This is a genomic window from Epibacterium sp. ABV4_022 (genome assembly GCF_056159345.1).
The window spans coordinates 638,368-657,716 of the sequence record NZ_JBSWVA010000001.1 but is presented as its reverse complement, the minus strand read 5'-3'; the positions used below and the strand labels follow the sequence as shown (position 1 = coordinate 657,716).

Here is a 19,349-nt window from a genome sequence, read left to right as displayed (position 1 = left end):
GCGCAGGCGCGCCACATGCAACCCTGCCCCCCTTGGTCATAAACACCCCGGAACTGTCACGTTTGAGTTACTTCCCCGAGCGCTCTCCGGGATGTGACTTGGCTTTGACGGTGCCCAGAGGCAATAGCTCTGGGCATGACCTTGCATCCTTCCTGGCGTACCCGCCTTGCGATCCTCCTGCTTGCCTGGGCTGCCTTGACCGCGGCCGTGGCCCCCGTTGCCGCGCAGGAGAACATGGCTGACCTCGTGTCCATCGATGTGCTCGATGGCGGCCCCTCTGCCGACGGGCGCTACATGGGCGCATTGCACCTGCGCCTCGCCAAGGGGTGGAAAACCTACTGGCGCGCGCCGGGAGACGCCGGCATACCGCCGCAGTTCAATTGGCACGGATCGCGCAATATCGCCGATCTGCGCATCACCTGGCCCACCCCGGAGGTGTTTCTGACCTCGGGCATGCGCACCATCGGCTATCACGACGAGCTGGTGCTGCCGATCGAGATCACCCCCAAGACACCGGGCCAGCCGATCCGCATCAAGGGCCGGATGGAACTGGGTCTGTGCAAGGATGTCTGCATCCCGTCCGAGCTGCGCTTTGACCATCGCGCCGACCTGACGGCCGGACGCCACCCGGCCATCGCGGCCGCGCTCGCGGCGCGGCCATACTCCGCCAGCGAGGCGCAGGTGCGGGCCGTGACCTGCCGCCTGTCGCCCACGCCCTACGGGCTGAAGGTCTCCGCCCGCATCGCGATGCCCTCCGCGGGCGGCGAAGAATATGCCGTGATCGAAGGCGACGGCACGCTGATCGCGACAGAGACCAAATCCTGGCGCGAGGGCCGCGAGTTGGTCGCCGAGGCCGAGCTTTTGCCGGCCGCAAATGGCCCGGTTGCGGTTGACCGCTCCGCCCTGCGCTTTACGGTGCTGGGCACATCGCATGCGGTGGACATCCGGGGCTGCACGTCGGGCTAAGGGCCCATCGTCACGCCACGCCCCGGTCATCGCCGCGCCCTTTGTGTCGACAGAAGGCCTTTATCCTGATGACCGATCCAGCCGCGGCCCCGCCGCGCCGACCGATCCTTGGTGCCCTCGGGGTGGTCTGCGCCCATATCGAGGGCGAGGATTGCGTGATCCTTGTGAAGCGCAAGAACCCACCCAATGCGGGCACCTGGGGCTTTCCCGGTGGTCATGTGGAGCTGGGTGAAACCGCCGCCGAGGCCGCCGCGCGCGAATTGTGCGAGGAAACCGGCGTTATCGCGGAGCCCGGCGCGCAACTGATGACGCTCGACGTGATCCCGCGCAATGCCGATGGCTCGGTTGGCGGGCAGTATTTCCTTGTCGCGACACTATGCCATTACGTCTCCGGCCAGCCGGTGCCCGATGATGATGCGCTGGAGGCCCGATGGGTCCCAGTTGCGCGGATCGAGGATCTGGGTCTTGAGCTGCTGGACCGGGTGGCGGATCTGGCGCGACTGGCTCAGGCGTCCTGGCGCGATGTGCCCCGCGCCGCGCCCATCGCGCCGATCACATAGGTCACCCCGCTCAGAACAACCAGCCCGCCCAGACATAGCAGCAGTGCCGCGCGGATGGGGGCGACCTCGGCCAGCCCCGGCAGCATGTGCCGAAGGCTTGCGGGCAGCACGCCGTTTGCCATGGTCCAGCCAAGGGTCACCGCGATCCAGCCGACCTGTGCCAGACCGCTCAGCAGCATCAAGCCCCGCAGGCGGCGGGCCCCCGCATGCGACCCCGCAGCCAGGGCGCGTTTCAACGACCGGATCGGGCGGGCCACATCGGCCTGGATTGCGACCAGCGCCGGCACCACCAGCAACACGAGGAACATGCCAAACCCAAGGCCATAGACCAGCGTGATGACCGTGGGTTTCAGAAACTGCGCCTGTTGCGAGGTCTCATACATCAGCGGCGCCAGCCCCAGCACGGTGGTCAGCGTGGTCAGCATCACCGGCCGCAACCGGTCCGCCGCCCCATCTATGATCGAGGGGATCAACCCGCGCTCCTGCGCGTATTCGTCAATGGTCGAGACCAGCACGATGGAATCGTTGATGATGATCCCGGTCATCCCCAAAAGCCCCACGACGGTGAACATGCTCATCGGCAGCTCCCACAGGTGGTGGCCCCAGATGGTCCCGACGAGGCCAAACGGGATGATCGCCATCACCACGATCGGGCGCGTCCAGCTGGAGAAGATCCAGCACAACACCAGATAAATCCCGGTGAGACACAGGATCAGCCCGGTGCGCGCATCGCTGAGGAACTCGTCCTCCTGCTCGCTGAGGCCGGACAGGCGGAACTCGATCTGACGTTCCTCGGCGATCTTGGGCAGGATCTCGGTTTCCAGCGCCTCGATGATGGCCTCGGCCTGCACCGGATCATCCTCGGAAATGTCGCCGGTGACAGAAATCAGCCGCACCCCGTTTTCGCGCCGGACGGTTGAGAATCCGGTGCGCTGGCTGACGGTCACGATATCCGCAAGGGGCACATAAATCCCTGACGGCGCGCGCATCTGCGTACGTTCCAGAAAGTCCGCCGTCAGCTCCCCTTCGGGCAGTTCCACCCGGATCTGGGCAGAGCGCGGCCCGTCCGGGTAGGTGGCGGCCTCGATCCCGTTCAGACGCCGGCGCAGGGCCTGACCGAGGTTTTCAATGGTGAAATTGAGCGCCTGGCCCTGCGGTGTCAGATCCAGAACCAGCTCTTCCTTGTCATAGGCGAGGTTGTCCTCCACCGCCGAAACCTCTGGATAGCGGGTCAGGGCGGTTTTCAGATCCTCTGCGGCGGCCTTCAGCGTGGTGACATCAGCGCCATAGAACTGCACGTCCAGCGCATCGCCACCGGGACCGGAGCGCCAGCCGCGGAAGGACACCACCTCGGTCAGGGGCAATTGCACCACGCGCTCCTGCAGCTCGCCCACAAAGGCAAAGCTCGAATAGGGGCGCAGGTCGGCGTCGATCAGCTCGATCGCGATACTGCCCAAGAGGTCGCTGTCCTTGGTTTCTGTCCCGGCAAGGCCCCGGCCCGTGTTGCCGCCGACTTCGGCCATGACAAAATCGACCGGATTGCGGCCATAGCGTTCCTCATATTCCGCCCCCAATGCCTCGACCGTGCGTTGGAATTCACGCATCTGCTCCAACGTGTCGGCGCGGGTGGCACCTTCGACCATGGCAAAATTGCCGGACACCGATGCCCGCTCCGGCGCGTTGAAGAACCGCCAGGTGACATCGCCCTTGATGAACAGCGCCATCTGGCTGGCCAGCAGCACAAAGGCACATGCCACCACCACGTAGCGCGCCCGCACCACACCGACCATCAGTGGCCGGAACAACCGGTCCCGGCACCAGCGAAAGCCCCGGTTCACCACCCGGTTCGGCGCGTCATACCAATGCCGCTCGCTGGTGTGGGCGAGGGCGTGCGCCATATGGTTGGGCAGGATCAGGAAACACTCCATCAGGCTCGCCGCCAGAACCGCAATGACGGTAAAGGGAATGTCGGCGATCAACTCGCCAAACCGCCCGCCGATGGCGACCAGACCAAAAAAGGCGATCACGGTTGTAAGCGTCGCGGCAAAGACCGGCATCGCCATGCGCCGGGCCGCGTTTTCGGCGGCGACCATTGGCGGCTCGCCCAGGCGGCGGGCGCGGAAATCGGCGTGTTCGCCCACCACGATGGCGTCATCCACCACGATCCCCAGCGTGATAATCAGGCCAAAGAGCGAGATCATATTGATCGTCAGCCCACCGATATACATCAGTGCGATCGCGGCAAACATCGCCGCCGGGATGCCAGCGGCCACCCAGAATGCAATGCGGGCATTGAGGAACAAAAACAGCAGGATCACCACCAGCCCGAGGCCCATCAGACCGTTGTCGACCAGAATATCGAGCCGCCCGGTGATCGCCTCGGCGCGGGTGCGGATGAGCGAGACCTCCACCCCCTGCGGCAGCGACAGGTTCATCTCGGCCACGACGTCTTCGACCTGGCGCTGGATCCTGATCGCATCGCCCTTGTCAGAGCGGTCCACCCGGATCGACATGGCCCGGTTGTCGCCGACAAAGTAGCTGCGCTGGCGATCCGCGCCCTCGACCCGGATTGTGGCCACATCGCCAATGGTCAGCGCCGAGCCATCCGCCTCCGAGCGCAGGACGACCGCCTCCAGTTCCTCGGGCGTGCGTTTCTGGGTGCCGGTGCGCACGCGGGCATTTGCGCCCTCGACCTCGCCCGCCGGGTTGATCTCCACCTCGGCGGCGATCACCGACGCAATCTCCGCCATGGTGATGTCATGGGCAATGAGCTGGCTGGAGGGCACCTCGACAATGGTGCGGGGGGCGGCGACACCGCGGATGGTGGTGCGGGTGACGCCCACCTCAAAGAGCCGCAGGATCAGCTCATCCGCCAACAGCCCCAGTTGCTGCGCCCCGACCGGGCCGGTGATGACGATATCGGTGACGCGGTCACGCCAGATCGCGCGCTCGACCTCCGGGTCTTCGGCGTCTTCGGGCAGGGTGGTGACCGCGTCGACCGCGTTCTGCACATCATCGGTGGCGCGGGCCATGTCCCAGCCGGGTTCGAAGTCGATGTCGATCACCGCGCGCCCCTCGCGCGAGGACGACTGGGTCTCTTCGACCCCATCCACCGCCAGCAGGGCCGGTTCCAGCACCTGCACGATGGCGCTGTCGACGTCCTCGGGGCCGGCGCCCTCCCAGACCACAGAGACATCAACGGATTCGACAATCACATCCGGGAAGAACTGCGCCCGCATATTGGGGATCGCGGCGGCGCCAAGCACCAGAAGCAGCATCAGCAACAGGTTCGCCGCCGTGCGATGGCGGGTGAAATAGCTCAGGATGCCGCTGGCCTTTTGGGTCGGTGTGGTCGCCATGAGAAGTCACCTGTGCTTGATCGGGGCGCCCCCCCTGGAGGGCGGGCGGCGGACGCGACGTGGGACCGCGCCGAAGGCGGGCGTCAGCCGCCCATGTTCTGTTCGATGCGCGTCACCAGCTTGGCGGGAACGCGCGCCTGTTCCAGTTGCGCCAGCACGCGGGTCTTTACCGCACTGGGCATGCCGCCATTGCCGGTCACAAACGCCTTGAGCCGGGCGCGGCGCTCTTCTGTGAGCTCGATCAGGTCCGGCTCGGACGTGACAGCCGCGTTCTCCGCCCCCTGCGTCAGCGGGCGCACCTTGATGCCCGCCCCCAGCAGCGGCGTGCGTCCGGTCACAACCTGCCGCCCGGCCAGCCCGGTGCCACGGACTAGAATGTCATCGCCCTGCCGGCGCACCAGCTGCACCGGCAGTTCCTCCAGCCGGTCATCCGTCCCCAGAACCAGCACGGTCTGGCGCGAATCCATCGCCGAGGCCGGCAGGCGGGCCAGGTTCTCGATCACCGGTTCGCGCACGGTGACAGTCACAAAATCCCCCGGCTTGAACCCTGCAACCGTGTCCAGCCGGGCATAGATCAGCCGCCCCGACTGGCCATCGCCAACCGCGCCGCTAGCACGGGCAAGCTGACCGGCCGCACGGATCCCGGCACCGGCGGCATCCAGCGTCACCGTGACCTCGGCCGGGATCAGGCGCCCCGCCTCATCGAGCAGGCGGGCATATTGCGTGGTCGATACCCGGAACGCCACTTCCAGCTGATCCGGGTCTACCAGTTGGGCAAGGATTTCATTGGCCGACACCAGACGCCCCTCGACCAGGGTGACGGATTGCAGGGTGCCGGTGAACGGCGCGGTGACGGTGGTATCGTCCAGATCGCGCTGCGCCTCGTCCAACGCGATCTCGGCCCGTGCCACCAGAGTGCGGGCCTGATCCACGCGCGCCTCGGCCTGGCTGACAGCCTGGCGTCGGGTCAACACCGACTGGCGGGCGCTGGTCGCGGTCAGTTCCGCCGCCTCCACCAGCGCTTCGGTACCGACCCCGCGCTCCTTCAGGTCGACCTGCCGCTGATAGGCCCGCTCCTGCAACTCGGCCTGCATCCGTGCGGTTTCCAACTCGTCCCGGGCCAGCACCAGCGCCCGGCTGGCATCGCGGCTCTCGGCCTGGGCGTCCATCATGTCGGCTTCGGCCCGTTCCAGGGCGGCGCGGGCATCCGCCTTGTCGATCTGCACCAGCGTATCGCCCGCCGTGACCGCGCCGCCGTCCTGAAACGCCTCCGCAAGGGTGACAACACGCCCGGAGACCGCGGCCCGCAATTCCAGCGTGCGGCGGCTTTCGACATGGCCAAAGCCGACCATTTCCGGCTGCTCGGGCCCAAGGCGCGCGGTCACCACATTGACGGCAAACACCCGCTCGCGCGCGGGCGGGGCGATCCGTTCCTCTGCCAGGCTCTGCTGGATGGCAGAGTGGATCATCTGCACCGCAAACAGCACCAGGGCCGCCGTCAGCCCAAGCAGGAACAAGCCCACAACGCTGTGTCGCAAAAATCGCATCGTCTTTCCTTTCGGCTGGCCGAAAGACCGGCTGGCCATGATATGCCCGACACTCGAACCACTGATGGATATAGCACGTATCCTACAGTCTACGTGCTTATACGTGACCGCAGATCATTTCCGTCGCAAATGTTCGTCAAGTCTGGGCATAATTTCTACGAAATTGCAGGGACGATGCCGATAATCGAGCTGTTTTTGCAAAATCTCGTCCCAGGCATCCTTGCAGGCGCCCGGGCTGCCGGGCAGCGCAAAGAGATAGGTGCCCCGGGCGACACCGCCCGTTGCGCGGCTCTGCACGGCTGAGGTGCCGATTTTCTGCATCGAAACGATGGTGAACACGGTGCCAAAGGCATCGATTTCCTTTTCATAGACATCGCGATGGGCCTCCACCGTCACATCACGCCCGGTCAGGCCGGTGCCGCCGGTCGAAATCACCACGTCGATCTCCGGGTCGGCGCACCAGAGGCGCAGTTGCTCTGCGATGTCGCGGCGTTCATCGGGCAGGATCTTGCGGTCGGCCAGGATATGGCCGGCGCCTTCCAGCCGGTCGACCAGCACCTGACCGGAGCGATCCTCCGCCAGGCTGCGACTGTCGGACACCGTCAGGATGGCGATGCGGACGGGAATGAAATCTGTGCTGTCGTCGATACGGGACATGGCTGTCAGGCCCTTTCCAAGAGCGCGAGCCGCAGCGCGAGGCCCGCAAAAATTCCACCTGTGATCCGGCTCATCCAGCGCGCGGCCTGCCCGCCGCCGGCAAAGAGCGCACGCGCCCGTCCGGCAAAGATTCCGACGCCACCGTTCACCAGCACGCCCCCAAGCCCGATGATCGCGCCGAACACCAGAAACTGCCCCAGCACCGATCCGGCCTCGGGACGGACGAATTGCGGTACAAAGGCCAGCACAAAAAGGATCACCTTGGGGTTGGTCAGATTGACCATCAGCCCGGCGCGAAAGGCGCGGCGGGCGGGCACCGCCTGCCCCGGGACCCCGGCACCACCCGGATGCCGGATCGCGCCCCACGCCAGATAGAGCAGATAGGCCACGCCGACCCAGCGGATGATGTCGAACAGCGCCGGCTGCGTCGCCACCACCGCGGCCACGCCAAGACCCGCCAGCGCCACATGCACCATGCCGCCCGCCGCCACGCCGAGGCTGGCCGCGAGCGCCGGGCGGGGGCCGGATTTCAGCCCCTGACCGAGGCAGAACATCATATCCGCCCCCGGGGTGATATTGAGCGCCAGCGCCGCCGGAACAAAGGCCACAAGTGTGGAAAGCGCGATCATGGCGTCACCTCGAACCAGTTAGGCGTTGGGCCAAGGTTGGCGCACTCCGTCCCCCCGATCCGACCCCGATAGCCCCAGCAATCATGCACATGGCCATAGACCGCAAGCCGCGGCTGCGTGGCCTCGATGGTGGCGCGGATGCTGTCAGAGCCGATCGACAGCCCGGCCGAGGTGGTGTCGCCCGCGCCCTTGGGGGGCGAATGGGTCACCAGGATGTCGATCTCCCCGACCTGCGCCAGCTCTCGGGCGGCGGCACGCTCCGACAGGTCAAACGACCAATCGCCAAAGGGGGTCTCCGGGATGCCGCCACCCAGCCCAAAGATCCTGAGCCCCTGGACGTCGGCCGCCTGCCCATGCAGCACGGTCATGAACGGCAGCGCACAGCCGTGCAGCTCCTCGGCGCTCTCGGCATTGCCGGGCACCACCACCATTGGCGCCGCGATCCCGGCCAGCATCTCCATCGCCCGCGGCAGGCCTTGCCGTGTATTGCAGAAATCTCCCGCGCCGATCACCAGATCCGCGCCGACACTGGCGGTCACCAGATCGACGGCCAGCTCCTCGACCAGGTGGAGATCGGAAAACGCGAGGATTTTCATAAGCAGATGTCCTTGATGACGGGATCAGTTGAGGCTGTTGAGCCGCGCGCGCAACTCCAGGAGATCGGCCCAGGCCTGGCGTTTGGCATGGGCCTGACGCAGCAGATAGGCGGGGTGGAACATCGGGATCACCGGCTTGCCCCAGGCCTGTTCCCACTGCCCCCGCAACCGCGTGATGCCCCGTTTGCCCAGCACCGCCTGACAGGAGATATTGCCCATCAGCACCAGCACATCCGGTTGCGCCAGCGCCACATGGCGCTCCAGAAAGGGCACCAGCATGGCAATTTCGGCCGGCAGCGGATCGCGGTTCTGCGGCGGACGCCAGGGCAGCACATTGGTGATATAGACATTCTGGTCGCGGCTGAGGTCGATGGCCGCCAGCATCTTGTCCAGCAGCTGCCCGGCCCGCCCGACAAAGGGCTTGCCCTGCAAATCCTCATCCCGGCCCGGCGCCTCGCCGATGATCATCACCCGCGCCCCGGCCTGGCCGTCACAAAACACCAGGTTGCGCGCGCCGTGCTTGAGGTCGCAATGCTCAAAGGCCTCCATCGCCGCCCGCAGGCTGGGCAGCGCATCGGCGCCCTGGGCGGCCTTGGTCGCCTCCGCCACGGGGTCGATCGTCTTGGGCTTCACCGGTGGCGGCGGCGCATCGGCAGCGCGCGCGGGTTTGGGTTTCTGGTCTTCCAACCCGAAGCGATCAATGGGCACGTCCATCATGGCTTCGGTGGCGCCAAGCTCCACCTGCCATTCCAACAGCGCCTTTGCGCTCCAATAATCCAGTTCCGATTCCATGAGCGACACAGTAGCCCCCTGCGGCACAAAGGAAAACGCCTCATCACATGGGCACCCTCGCCAGCGTTTCGCCCCCTGCCCCGGCAGCCCACCGCTTGCCCCATGCGTGCCCCCCTCCTATAAGGGCCGAAACAGCGCGGAGTTCGCCCATGCAGCCCCCCTCTTTCGACCAGCCCCATCTCCTCGGGATCGAGCCGCTCCGGCCACATGAGATCACCGCCATTCTGGATCTGGCCGAAGACTACGTAGCGCTGAACCGGCAGACCGAGAAACATTCCGAGGCGCTGGCGGGCCTCACCCAGATCAATATGTTCTTTGAGAACTCCACCCGCACCCAGGCCAGTTTTGAACTGGCGGGCAAGCGTCTGGGCGCGGATGTGATGAACATGGCGATGCAGGCGTCCTCGATCAAAAAGGGCGAAACCCTGATCGACACCGCCATGACGCTGAACGCCATGCACCCGGATCTGCTGGTGGTGCGCCACCCGCATTCCGGCGCGGTGGATCTCCTGGCGCAAAAGGTGAACTGCGCGGTGCTGAACGCCGGCGATGGACGGCACGAACATCCGACGCAGGCGCTGCTGGATGCGCTGACGATCCGGCGCGCCAAAGGCCGGCTGCACCGGCTGAACATCGCGATTTGCGGTGATGTCACCCACTCGCGGGTGGCCCGGTCGAACCTGATCCTGCTGGGCAAGATGGAAAACCGCATCCGCCTGATCGGCCCGCCCACATTGGTGCCGCAGCAATTTGCGGAATTTGGCGCCGAAATCTATGACGACATGCGAAAAGGGCTGAAGGACGTCGATGTGGTCATGATGCTGCGTCTGCAGAAGGAGCGTATGGACGGCGGTTTCATCCCCTCGGAACGCGAATATTTCTACCGCTACGGGCTGGATGCCGAAAAACTGGCGCTGGCCAAGCCCGACGCCATCGTCATGCACCCCGGCCCGATGAATCGCGGCGTGGAGATCGACGGCACCATCGCCGACGACATCAAACGCTCCGTCATTCAGGAACAGGTGGAGATGGGGGTGGCTGTGCGCATGGCTGCGATGGATCTGCTGGCGCGCAACCTGCGCAGCGCCCGGCAGGCCGAGGCATCCTGAGCGCGATGAGTGATGTAATCGAAATCCCCAAGGGTGCCCGCGATCAGGTGCTGGTCTTTGCCCTCGACATGCCGGTGGAGCAGGCAAAATTCCTGCGCGACGAAGATGGCGCGTTGGCGCAAGTGTTGGGACTGCCCGCACTGGACATGACGCAAGCGGAGATCTTCCCCGTCGAGGACCTCGAAGGTCTGGGGCTGCTGGGGTATCTGCGCGAGGGCATGGGGGTTTCCGAGGCCGATCTTTCCGACCACGGCATGGCGCTGGATGGCCTCAGCGGCTGGGTCCTGGTGCTGCGCGCCCGCGCTTTTGACGGGGCGGAGACCCGGCTGACCCCGGCCAGCAGCCTCCTGTTGGTGGCGCGTCTCGGCGAGATCAAAACCGACTGGTCCGCGCCCGGCGCGATCCCCAGTGACGCGGCTCAGCCGTCCCTGCGCACACCGCCCCGCGACGCCCGCAACCGCGCCCGACGCATCGGGGCGAGCTTGTTTGCGGTGGTGATGCTGCTCATCGGCTTGCTGATCTGGGGGCTTGCCACATGAACGCACCCTGCCGCTCTGACATGTGCGAAGGCTTCGGTCCGATGACGACGCTTTTCCGCAACGCCCGCCTTATCGCCCCCGCATCGGGCCGTGGTTTTGCCGGCAACACGCAGCTGATCGAACCGCAGGCAGATCCGGGCCACACCGTCGCCACCGTCAGGGGCGCACTGTGATGACGGATGCGCGCGGCTGGGAGGGTCTTCTGGATGCGGAGGAGCACGTCCTGTGGCAGGGGCGCCCCAACCCCGGCTTCGTGGTGAGCGGGAACATGATTCCCTTTACCATTTTCGGGCTGATCGTCACCTGCTTCGGAGCCTTCTGGACAGTGGGCGCGATGTCCTTTGGGGTGTTGCTGGGGATCACCGGCCTGTTCCCGCTTGGGGTCGGTTTGTACCTGCTTGGCGCCGGCCTGTTCTGGCCGTCCTTTTCGCGGCGGCGCACCTGGTACAGCCTGACCAACCGCCGCGCATTTATTGCCACGGACCTGCCTTTTGTCGGCCGGGGCTTGCGCTTCTGGGACATCGACAGCGATTCCGTGATCGAGTTCGAGGAAGGCAGATACTCTACAATATGGTTTCACGAGGAAACAATTGGTGAGGGCGCAAATGCATATCCCAAACGAACGGGCTTTGAACGGATCAGCAACGGGCGCGAGGTGCTCCGCCTGATGCGACAGGTCCAGGCCGGAGCGGACAGCACCATGGAGACACCGGAAACATGACCAATCTTTTCATCAACGCCCGCCTGATCGATCCCGAGGCCGGAAGCGATGCGCCCGGCAGCCTTCTGGTGCACCGCGGCACGATCCTCGCCCGCTCCGATCAGAGCGACACGGCCGCGCTTCTTGCGGATCACAATCTGCGCGCCGACGACGTGCAGGTGATCGACTGCGGCGGCAAATGCCTTGCGCCGGGGATCGTCGATATTGGCGTCAAAGTCTGCGAGCCGGGCGAGCGTCACAAGGAAAGCTATAAATCCGCAGGGCTTGCGGCGGCGGCAGGCGGTGTGACCACCATCGTGACCCGCCCGGACACCTCGCCCTGTATCGACAATCCGGAGACGCTGGAGTTCGTCACTCGCCGCGCACAGGCCGACGCCCCCGTCAATGTGTTGCCCATGGCCGCGCTCACCAAGGGGCGCGAGGGGCGCGAGATGACCGAGATCGGCTTCTTGCTGGACGCAGGCGCCGTGGCCTTTACCGACTGCGACCACGTGGTCACCAGCACCAAGGTTTTCTCGCGCGCGCTGACCTATGCCAAGAGTTGCGGCGCACTGGTGATCGCTCATCCGCAAGAGCCGGGCCTGTCGGCGGGCGCTGCTGCAACCTCTGGCAAATTCGCAGCGCTCCGCGGGCTGCCGTCGGTCTCTCCCATGGCGGAGCGGATGGGCCTCGACCGCGACATCGCGCTGCTGGAAATGACCGGTGCCAAATACCACGCGGATCAGATCACCACGGCGCGCGCGCTGCCTGCGCTGGAGCGCGCCAAGGCCAACGGGATCGACATCACGGCGGGCACCTCGATCCACCACCTGACACTGAATGAGCTGGACGTGGCCGATTATCGCACCTTCTTCAAGGTGAAGCCGCCGCTGCGCTCCGAAGAGGATCGCCTCGCCGTGGTCGAGGCCGTGCGCACGGGTCTGATTGACGTGATCTCGTCGATGCACACGCCGCAGGACGAAGAGAGCAAGCGCCTGCCGTTTGAAGAGGCCGCCGCCGGGGCGGTGGCGCTGGAAACGCTGCTGCCGGCGGCGATGCGCCTCTATCATGCGGAGCTTTTGGACCTGCCGACGCTGTTTCGGGCGATGTCGCTGAACCCCGCGACGCGGCTTGGTCTTGCGTCTGGCCGCCTGAGCGCAGGCGCGCCGGCGGATCTGGTGCTGTTCGACCCGGACGCACCGCTGGTGTTGGACCGTTTCAAACTCCAGTCCAAATCCAAGAACACGCCGTTTGACACCCAGCAGATGCAGGGCCGCGTGTTGGCCACCTATGTGGCGGGTGAACCCGTCTATCGGAAGGAGGCGTGATGTTGCCTGCGTTTGAGACCGCCCTGCCGATGCTCCTGATGTGGGGTGTGATCGGCTATCTTCTGGGCTCCATTCCCTTTGGCATGGTGATCACGCGGGCCTTTGGTCTGGGCAACCTGCGCGAAATCGGATCGGGCAATATCGGCACCACCAATGTGCTGCGCACCGGAAGCAAAGCCGCCGCGGCAGCGACGCTCCTGTTGGATGGCGGCAAGGGCGCGGCGGCGGTGCTGCTGGCGCGTGCTCTGGCGGGCGAGGATGCGGCGCAGCTGGCCGGGCTGTTGGCCTTTGTCGGGCATTGCTTCCCGGTCTGGCTGGGGTTCAAGGGCGGCAAGGGTGTTGCAACGTTCCTCGGGCTCCTGCTGGCGATCGCCTGGCCGGTGGGCATCGCCTGTTGCCTGACGTGGCTTGCACTGGCGCTGCTGCGGCGGATCTCGTCGCTGGCGGCGCTCTGTGCGGCTGTGGCGGCTCCGATCTGGTGTCTGGTCCTGGGGTACCCGTCGACCATTGCGCTCTCGATCATCCTCACCCTGGTGATCCTGTGGCGGCACAAGGACAACATCGCACGGCTGCTGGCGGGGACCGAGCCAAAGATTGGCCAGAAGTAACGCCGCCCAGCGTAAACACCGTTGATTTTCAAAGCCCTGCCCTCATCGGCGGGGCTTTTCACATTGCGCTCACGGGATTGTTTTGCCGCGGATGCGCAGGCTCTGTTTGCGCCTGTGCACACACAAATTGAGTTGTTTTGCATGTGATCAGACCGCTCCCCAGATCGTCGGTGTGGCGGCACTGACCCGTCCAACTCACGCAGGATTTCGAGCACCTGTCACATTCAACCCCTCCCCCCGGGCGCAGCGTGGCCCCGGACAGATCAAAAGGTTCAAACCGATGACCAAGACAAAATCCCTGACCAAATCCCTCCTCGGCGGTCTCGCCTTCTCCGTGGCGCTGGCAACTGCCTCCTTCGCTGCGGGCGTCGATGTAAACGCCTCCTCCACCGGCCTTGCGATGCAGGGTTTCGACCCGGTTGCCTATTTCACCGAAGGTGAGGCCAACAAGGGCAGCTACAAGCTGACCGCGACGCATGACGAAGCGACCTACTGGTTCGCGTCAGAGGAAAACAAAGCCCTGTTCGAAGCCAATCCGGAGGCCTATGTGCCGGCCTATGGCGGCTACTGCGCGTTCGGCGCGGCGATGGGCTTCAAATTCGATGGCGACCCGCATCAGTGGAAAATCGTTGACGACGTGCTGTACCTGAACCTCTCCAAGGACATTCAGGAACGCTGGGCCACCGACATCCCGGGCTACATCGAAAAAGCGGACGTGAACTGGGAAGATATCGAAGACGCGGATCCGGCGGAGCTGCTTCAGTAAGGCTGCCCGCGCCACTCACGGCACCATAACAACGGACAACGCAAAACGGGCGGCAGGGGTATCCTGCCGCCCGTTCTTTGCACGCTGACACCGGAGGGAACGGTGAACAGGGTGCTTATTTCGCGGCGAGGCGCTCCACCGCTTCGGCAGTGCGCTTGGTGTTGTTGTAGATCCCCAGCGCCAGATAGAGCGATCCGCCAATCAGGATCACGTAGAGCGAGCCGCCAACCAGCACCAGAAGCGCTGGCAGAAGACCACCACCCATCGGTTCCACCAACGCAAAGACCGCGCCGATGGCCACGCCGATCAGCAGCAGCACCACAACGACGCCAACAAGTTTTTCGAATGCAGAGATAAAGAAATTGCCCATTTGAACACCTTTTGGGAACGAGAGATCGAGCGCTCTCTTAAGGGGCTGCATTGCGTCTCACAAGAAGCGGGTTAGGGGGAAAAACACCCCCGACACCTCACCACGCGAACCGAGGTCTTGGCGCGCCGCCAGACCACCATGGGCACAAAAAAGGGGCGTCTCGGCGGCGCCCCTTCCTTGCGTTCTTCAACCTGTGCGCTGTGCCGGGTTTCAGTAGCTGTAGTCGGCGTAGATCTGTGTCAGATCGCCATTCCAGTCGCCATTGTAGCGCTCCAGAAGTTCGTCGGCAGGCACTTTGCCGCTTTCGACGCTTTCCTTCAGCGCGTTGAGGAAATGGGTCTCGTCCGGCACCAGCCCGCCCGCGCCTTGTCGCCCGCGCGCCTGCAATCCGGCCTCGGCAATGCGCAGCACCTCCCGGGCGAGATCATGCATCTTGATGGCGCCCACCTCGGCCTGCAATCCCTTGACCGCGGCCTCGACCCGCAGGCTCTCGCGGGTTTCCGCATCCCAGCCCTTGACCAGATCCCAAGCCGCATCCAAGGCGGTCTGGTCATACATCAGCCCGACCCAGATCGCCGGCAAGGCGCACAGACGCCGCCACGGACCACCGTCGGCGCCGCGCATTTCCATGTATTTCTTGATCCGCGCTTCCGGGAAGGCGGTCGTCAGATGATCCGCCCAGTCGCTCAGCGTCGGTGTCTCGCCCGGCAGCGCCGGCAGCTCGCCTTTGAGGAAATCGCGGAAGGACTGGCCCAGCGCGTCGATATATTTGCCATCGCGGTAGACAAAATACATCGGCACATCGAGCGCATAATCGGCGTAACGCTCAAACCCCATGCCATCTTCAAACACGAAGGGCAGCATGCCGGTGCGGGCGTCGTCCAGATGCCGCCAGATGTGGCTGCGCCAGGATTTCAGCCCATTTGGCTTGCCTTCAAAGAAGGGAGAATTGGCAAACAAGGCCGTCGCCACCGGCTGCAGGGCCAGAGCCACGCGCAGCTTCTGCACCATGTCGGCTTCGGAGGCGAAATCGAGGTTCACCTGCACGGTGCAGGTGCGCCGCATCATCGCCCGCCCCATGGTGCCGACGCGCTCCATGTAGTCGTTCATCAGCGTGTAACGCCCCTTGGGCATCAGGGGCATCTCGTCATGCTGCCAGATTGGCGCCGCGCCAAGACCGATAAAGCCAACCCCGATCTCGTCGGCGATGTCCTTCACTTCGCACAGGTGAATGTTCACCTCGTCGCAGGTCTCGTGGATGGTCTCCAGCGGCGCCCCCGACAGCTCCAGCGCGCCGCCCGGTTCCAGGCTGACGTTCGCCATATCCTTGGTGAGGCCGATCAGCTTGCCCCCCTCGGTGACCGGGTCCCAGCCGTGGCGATCCCGCAACCCTTCGAGCACGGCCCGAATCGAGCGCGTTCCCTCATAGGGCAGCGGCTTCAGCGTATCCTTGCAGTAGCCGAATTTTTCATGCTCGGTGCCGATGCGCCAATCGTCGCGCGGCTTGCAGCCCGCCTCCATATAGGCAGCCAGCTGCGCATGGCTTTCGATCGGTCCGCCACCGGACTGGGGAATGGACATGGGTAGGCCCCCTTCGTAGGTCGCCGCCAAGGGCAGGCGTGGCATTTCTGACAAAGGGCACGGGGCCCGGGGTTAAAGTGGTGATGCGAAATCGCGCCAGTGTCAATGCAGCCGATGCAGGCTGCGCGGCTCTGGTGATCGCTGCCATATCACGACTTGATGAGGACCTTTGTGATGCAGTTCACTCAGCATGCGTTCTGTCTTTAGCCCCGGCAGGCTGGCAAAGACATCAAACAGGGCTTCTGCCCCGGCGGCGGTCACCGGGATGGCCAGCGGCGGCTGGCCCGGCTGCTCCAGCACCCAATGCGAGGGCCGCGCCGTATGGTCGAGCCGCACCGTCTCGATCTCGGAACGCGCCACGGCACCGCCGGTGAGCGGCCCGAAATAGCTGATCTGGCCTTCGGTCACCTGCACCACCCCCGGCCCATCCGAGCCACGGCGGAACCGCATTCGCTGTGCCCCGACAACCCCGAGCACCACCGCCAGCGTGACGCAGGCCCAGCCGGTGATCTGGGTGACGCCGACACCCACCAGCGCCCAGCGCAGCCCCAGCGCCAGCAACAGCAAGGCGCCCAGGATTTCGCGCCAGCGCCACAGCAGGGCGCGGGCTTCGGGTCGAATAAAGCTCATTCCGTCACCTCCCTCGGCACCCCGCCGATACGCGCAGGTTGCGCAAAAAGAACCAGGGCAAACGTCCCGGCGGGACGAAAACCGATGGCGCGATAGGCCCGCGCCGCATCCGCGCTGGCGGCAAAGAGCACCGCCCGCCGAGCGCCGCGGGCGCGACGTTCGGCCATGTGCCGACCGACGACGCGGCGCGCGTAGCCCCGCCCGCGCAGGTCCGGCGGCGTATAGACCCCGCCCACCTGGACCGTATCTTCATATGTGGTGTTGTAACCGCTCATCGCCACCGGCACGCCATCGACCAGCAGCACCCGGTGACTGTCGCGGGCGATGAACTGATCGATATCCTGCGGCCCCTTGATGCGCGCCGCCTCGGGCGGGGCCTGCACGGCTTCGATCTCATAGGCGATACGCCAGGCGTCCATCAGCGCGCGCGGCGCATCGCGCACGGAAATCAGCTCTTCCTCCGGGCGCATCTCCACCGTCAGATCGTCAAGATCGAGCAGAAACCCCGGATCATCGCTGTCCAGCTGGCACGGATGACCGCCAAGATCATTGGCCGCAACAAAGCCGCGCACCTGCGGTGCATCGCCGAGCACGCCGTGGATCTCGCGACCGGAGAGCAGCTGCCCGGCAGCGCGCCAATCCGCTGTGCGACCCTCGGGCATCTGCATCAGCACGGTGCCACGATTGGTGACGCCAAAGACCCCGTCGCCCCGCGCCTGCACCCAGAGGGTCAGCCCGTTCGGGTGATCCGAGCCCAGCCCATGCAGGCTGAGGTTTTCCAACAGGAACATCGAGCTCTGGATATGGGCATCCAGAAACGGCAGGACGCACGCCACATCCGCTTCGGTTGCCGCACGCCAGACCATCACCAGTCCCCTAAGGTATGTTGCCAGAGGGTCATGGCCGCCACCGCCGCCGTATCGGCTCGCAAAATACGCGGGCCGAGGCTGACGACATGGGCCTGCGGCATCGCGTGCAGGCGTGTGCGCTCCGCATCGGAAAACCCGCCTTCCGGACCGATGAGGATCGCCCAGGGACCCGCCGCCGCGCCGCCCGCGGCGCTGTCCAGGAACAGCTGCTGTCCCACCTTGGCCTCGTCACAGAACATCAGCTGCCGCTCGGCGGGCCACTGATCCAGCAGGGCGGAGAGCTTTTGCAACGCTGCTACCTCGGGCACATAGGTGCCGCCGCATTGCTCGGCCGCTTCCACCGCATGCGCTTGCAGCCGGTCCTGGCGGATGCGCTCGGAATTGGTGAACTCCGTTCCCACCGGCAGGATACGCGCAGCGCCCATTTCAGCGGCCTTCTCGACGATGAAATCGGTGCGCGCCTTCTTGATCGGGGCAAAGATCAGCCAGAGGTCCGGCGGCAGCTGCAAGGGCCTGGACTGCTCCGCGCAGGTCAGCACGCCGCCGCGCTTGCCGGCCTCGACCACCTCAGCCTGCCATTCCCCGTCGCGCCCGTTGAACAGCGCCACCCGCGCGCCAACAGCCAGCCGCATCACCCCAAACAGGTAATGCGCCTGGTCCCGGTCCAGAGGAACCGTTTGCCCTGCCCCCAAGGGGTGATCTACATACAGTCTGACTTTAGCATTCATGGGGTCCTACATATGCAAGGCCAGTCGCCAACACCAGATGGACAAGTCGCCGATGCGGTAAAAGGCAATTGGGTGGACATCTACGCCCCCGCCTGGACCCGGCCCTACCTGCGGCTGAGCCGCGCCGACCGCCCGATCGGCACCTGGCTGTTGCTCTTGCCCTGCTGGTGGGGGCTGGCGCTGGCGATGATCGCGGGGCAGAACCCGCGCTGGGAGGATCTGTGGATCTTTGTCGGCTGCGGGCTGGGCGCCTGGCTGATGCGCGGGGCGGGGTGCACCTGGAACGACATCACCGACCGCGACATCGACGGCGGGGTGGAGCGCACCCGCTCCCGCCCGATCCCCTCCGGTCAGGTCACGGTCAAGGGCGCGCTGGCATGGATGGCGCTGCAATCGCTGATCGCCTTTGGCATTCTGCTGACCTTCAACCAGGCTGCCATCGCCATGGGCATCCTGGCGCTGTTCCCGGTGGCGATCTACCCTTTTGCCAAACGGTTCACCTGGTGGCCGCAGATCTTCCTTGGTCTGGCCTTCAACTGGGGCGCGATGCTGGCCTGGGTCGCCCATACCGGCTGGCTGGAGTGGCCGGCGATCGTTCTCTACCTCGCGGGGATGGCCTGGACGCTGTTCTACGACACCATCTACGCCCATCAGGATACCGAGGATGACGCGCTGATCGGAGTGAAATCCACCGCCCGCCTGTTTGCGGACCGCTCGCCGGTCTGGCTGCGCCGGTTCATCGTCGCCACCGTTTGTCTGATGGCGCTGGCGATCATCATGGCGGTGCAGCCGACGGCGTCGATCCTTGCCCTTGCGCTGTCACTCTGCGCGCCCTGGGCGATGGGGTGGCATATGACCTGGCAATTGCGCGCCTTTGATGCGGACAATAATGACCGCCTGCTGTCGCTGTTTCGGCTCAACCGCGACACCGGCTTGATTCCGCTCATCTTCCTCGGGCTGGCGCTGTTTGCCTGAATGTCGCGCCCCGCGTGATTGATCCGCGACGCCCCCGCTT

The 19,349-nt window shown here is 65.2% G+C and carries 21 protein-coding genes; 10 read left to right on the top strand and 11 right to left on the bottom strand.

Going from position 1 to position 19,349, the window contains the following annotated elements; translation table 11 throughout:
• Window positions 1-135: 135 nt before the first annotated feature.
• Complete coding sequence (locus ACXAF5_RS03120; RefSeq protein WP_474945502.1) at window positions 136-966, top strand: protein-disulfide reductase DsbD domain-containing protein; 831 nt, start codon at window positions 136-138, stop codon at window positions 964-966.
• Between the two features lie 68 nt (window positions 967-1,034).
• On the top strand, window positions 1,035-1,526 hold the full coding sequence (locus ACXAF5_RS03115; protein WP_474945501.1) for an NUDIX hydrolase: 492 nt from the start codon (window positions 1,035-1,037) through the stop codon (window positions 1,524-1,526).
• Here the strand turns inward: ACXAF5_RS03115 and ACXAF5_RS03110 are convergent.
• From ACXAF5_RS03110 to ACXAF5_RS03085, 6 genes are all read right to left on the bottom strand, one after another.
• Complete coding sequence (locus tag ACXAF5_RS03110; protein ID WP_474945500.1) at window positions 1,472-4,885, bottom strand: efflux RND transporter permease subunit; 3,414 nt, start codon at window positions 4,883-4,885, stop codon at window positions 1,472-1,474. The two genes, ACXAF5_RS03115 and ACXAF5_RS03110, sit on opposite strands and share 55 nt — an antisense overlap.
• 83 nt (window positions 4,886-4,968) lie before the next feature.
• Window positions 4,969-6,432 (bottom strand): efflux RND transporter periplasmic adaptor subunit, encoded by a 1,464-nt coding sequence (locus ACXAF5_RS03105; protein WP_474945499.1) that lies wholly within the window; start codon window positions 6,430-6,432, stop codon window positions 4,969-4,971.
• Window positions 6,433-6,546: 114 nt separating this feature from the next.
• The gene (gene moaB, locus ACXAF5_RS03100) at window positions 6,547-7,089 is read right to left on the bottom strand and encodes a molybdenum cofactor biosynthesis protein B (RefSeq protein WP_474945498.1); all 543 of its coding nucleotides are present in this window, start codon (window positions 7,087-7,089) and stop codon (window positions 6,547-6,549) included.
• Window positions 7,090-7,094: 5 nt separating this feature from the next.
• Window positions 7,095-7,718: a LysE family translocator gene (locus ACXAF5_RS03095; RefSeq protein ID WP_474945497.1), complete on the bottom strand. Its 624-nt coding sequence runs from the start codon at window positions 7,716-7,718 to the stop codon at window positions 7,095-7,097.
• Window positions 7,715-8,314: a metallophosphoesterase family protein gene (locus ACXAF5_RS03090; protein ID WP_239318682.1), complete on the bottom strand. Its 600-nt coding sequence runs from the start codon at window positions 8,312-8,314 to the stop codon at window positions 7,715-7,717. Before ACXAF5_RS03090 ends, ACXAF5_RS03095 begins: the two co-directional genes overlap by 4 nt.
• A 24-nt stretch (window positions 8,315-8,338) precedes the next feature.
• The gene (locus ACXAF5_RS03085) at window positions 8,339-9,106 is read right to left on the bottom strand and encodes a uracil-DNA glycosylase (RefSeq protein WP_474947789.1); all 768 of its coding nucleotides are present in this window, start codon (window positions 9,104-9,106) and stop codon (window positions 8,339-8,341) included.
• A gap of 149 nt (window positions 9,107-9,255) precedes the next feature.
• Here ACXAF5_RS03085 and ACXAF5_RS03080 point away from each other — a divergent pair, with 149 nt between their 5' ends.
• From ACXAF5_RS03080 to ACXAF5_RS03050, 7 genes are all read left to right on the top strand, one after another.
• Window positions 9,256-10,215: an aspartate carbamoyltransferase catalytic subunit gene (locus ACXAF5_RS03080; protein ID WP_474945496.1), complete on the top strand. Its 960-nt coding sequence runs from the start codon at window positions 9,256-9,258 to the stop codon at window positions 10,213-10,215.
• 5 nt (window positions 10,216-10,220) lie between these two features.
• Window positions 10,221-10,754 carry a hypothetical protein gene (locus ACXAF5_RS03075; RefSeq protein ID WP_474945495.1) on the top strand — a complete coding sequence of 178 codons (534 nt, stop codon included), beginning with the start codon at window positions 10,221-10,223 and terminating at the stop codon, window positions 10,752-10,754.
• A 41-nt stretch (window positions 10,755-10,795) separates the two neighbouring features.
• Window positions 10,796-10,927, top strand: a complete 132-nt coding sequence (locus tag ACXAF5_RS03070; RefSeq protein ID WP_474945494.1) for a hypothetical protein — start codon at window positions 10,796-10,798, stop codon at window positions 10,925-10,927.
• A complete protein-coding gene (locus ACXAF5_RS03065) occupies window positions 10,927-11,475 on the top strand; it encodes an aspartate carbamoyltransferase catalytic subunit (RefSeq protein WP_474945493.1) in 549 nt (182 codons plus the stop codon). Before ACXAF5_RS03070 ends, ACXAF5_RS03065 begins: the two co-directional genes overlap by 1 nt.
• The gene (gene pyrC, locus ACXAF5_RS03060; RefSeq protein WP_474945492.1) at window positions 11,472-12,782 is read left to right on the top strand and encodes a dihydroorotase; all 1,311 of its coding nucleotides are present in this window, start codon (window positions 11,472-11,474) and stop codon (window positions 12,780-12,782) included. Before ACXAF5_RS03065 ends, pyrC begins: the two co-directional genes overlap by 4 nt.
• A complete protein-coding gene (gene plsY / locus ACXAF5_RS03055) occupies window positions 12,782-13,390 on the top strand; it encodes a glycerol-3-phosphate 1-O-acyltransferase PlsY (RefSeq protein WP_474945491.1) in 609 nt (202 codons plus the stop codon). Before pyrC ends, plsY begins: the two co-directional genes overlap by 1 nt.
• A gap of 280 nt (window positions 13,391-13,670) precedes the next feature.
• On the top strand, window positions 13,671-14,156 hold the full coding sequence (locus ACXAF5_RS03050; protein WP_474945490.1) for a YHS domain-containing (seleno)protein: 486 nt from the start codon (window positions 13,671-13,673) through the stop codon (window positions 14,154-14,156).
• 115 nt (window positions 14,157-14,271) lie between these two features.
• Here the strand turns inward: ACXAF5_RS03050 and ACXAF5_RS03045 are convergent, their stop codons facing one another.
• The 5 genes from ACXAF5_RS03045 to ACXAF5_RS03025 form a co-directional block, all read right to left on the bottom strand.
• Complete coding sequence (locus ACXAF5_RS03045; protein WP_474945489.1) at window positions 14,272-14,526, bottom strand: hypothetical protein; 255 nt, start codon at window positions 14,524-14,526, stop codon at window positions 14,272-14,274.
• A gap of 210 nt (window positions 14,527-14,736) precedes the next feature.
• Window positions 14,737-16,107, bottom strand: a complete 1,371-nt coding sequence (locus tag ACXAF5_RS03040; protein ID WP_474945488.1) for a glutamate--cysteine ligase — start codon at window positions 16,105-16,107, stop codon at window positions 14,737-14,739.
• Between the two features lie 102 nt (window positions 16,108-16,209).
• Entirely contained in the window at window positions 16,210-16,737 is a 528-nt protein-coding gene (locus ACXAF5_RS03035; RefSeq protein WP_474945487.1) for a hypothetical protein, read from the bottom strand.
• A complete protein-coding gene (locus ACXAF5_RS03030; protein ID WP_474945486.1) occupies window positions 16,734-17,603 on the bottom strand; it encodes a GNAT family N-acetyltransferase in 870 nt (289 codons plus the stop codon). Before ACXAF5_RS03030 ends, ACXAF5_RS03035 begins: the two co-directional genes overlap by 4 nt.
• On the bottom strand, window positions 17,603-18,334 hold the full coding sequence (locus tag ACXAF5_RS03025; RefSeq protein WP_474945485.1) for a 16S rRNA (uracil(1498)-N(3))-methyltransferase: 732 nt from the start codon (window positions 18,332-18,334) through the stop codon (window positions 17,603-17,605). The genes ACXAF5_RS03030 and ACXAF5_RS03025 overlap by 1 nt, the downstream gene beginning before the upstream one ends.
• Before the next feature lie 12 nt (window positions 18,335-18,346).
• On the opposite strand from ACXAF5_RS03025, the gene ubiA reads away from it, so the two are divergent.
• Window positions 18,347-19,309, top strand: coding sequence for a 4-hydroxybenzoate octaprenyltransferase (ubiA, locus tag ACXAF5_RS03020; RefSeq protein ID WP_474945484.1), 963 nt, complete (start codon window positions 18,347-18,349; stop codon window positions 19,307-19,309).
• The last annotated feature ends 40 nt before the right edge of the window (window positions 19,310-19,349 follow it).